This window comes from Dietzia cinnamea NBRC 102147, assembly GCF_001571065.1.
In the GTDB taxonomy this organism is placed as follows: Bacteria; Actinomycetota; Actinomycetes; order Mycobacteriales; family Mycobacteriaceae; genus Dietzia; species Dietzia cinnamea.
Genome location: NZ_BCSW01000158.1, coordinates 1 through 561, shown reverse-complemented (window position 1 = coordinate 561; position 561 = coordinate 1). Strand labels below are relative to the sequence as shown.

The following is a 561-nucleotide window of genomic DNA, read 5'->3' as shown; positions in this document are numbered from 1 at the left end:
CACAGACCGGAAGCCTCGACACTCTCAGCAGCAACTCCGCCAACCCCACCACGGCGATCGACAGCGCGACCGAGAAGGCCGCCCTGGACGCTTACGCCAACCTCGACACCGAGGCGGCCCGAAAGGCAGATCCGGCAGGGTATGATCGGCGCCTCTCCAAGCTGTCGTCGAGCCCCGCGATGACGACGTTCCTCAATCGGTACTCGGTCGACCCGCAAGGGGAGCTGGACCGACTTGCAGCCCTCATGGACGAGAACGCGATCGACACTTTCCTCACCAAGACCGCCGGAAAGTACCTCGTCCCCAACACTGACGGGACCGGTGGATACCGACTCGTCTCCGAACTTCCCCCCGAGCCGAACAAGCAGGATGGACCGTTGCAGCCCGCTGCAACTTGCTGGAAGTCCTTCGTCGGTATCGGAGCATTCACCTGGGTGACCGGCTTCCACTGCGCCCTGACCGGGGTGCTCACTTTCCCCTGCCTCTGGATCGCCGCAATCGCCGGCGACAACATCAACTGGGACCGCTACTGCTGATGCGAATCGCCGCCGCACTTCTCAC

General features: G+C 63.6%; 1 protein-coding gene. It reads left to right on the top strand.

Annotated features, from left to right (window positions below):
• A partial coding sequence (locus DCI01S_RS17685) for a hypothetical protein (protein ID WP_167349590.1) occupies window positions 1–536 on the top strand: 536 nt, incomplete at its 5' end.
• Between the last annotated feature and the right edge of the window lie 25 nt (window positions 537–561).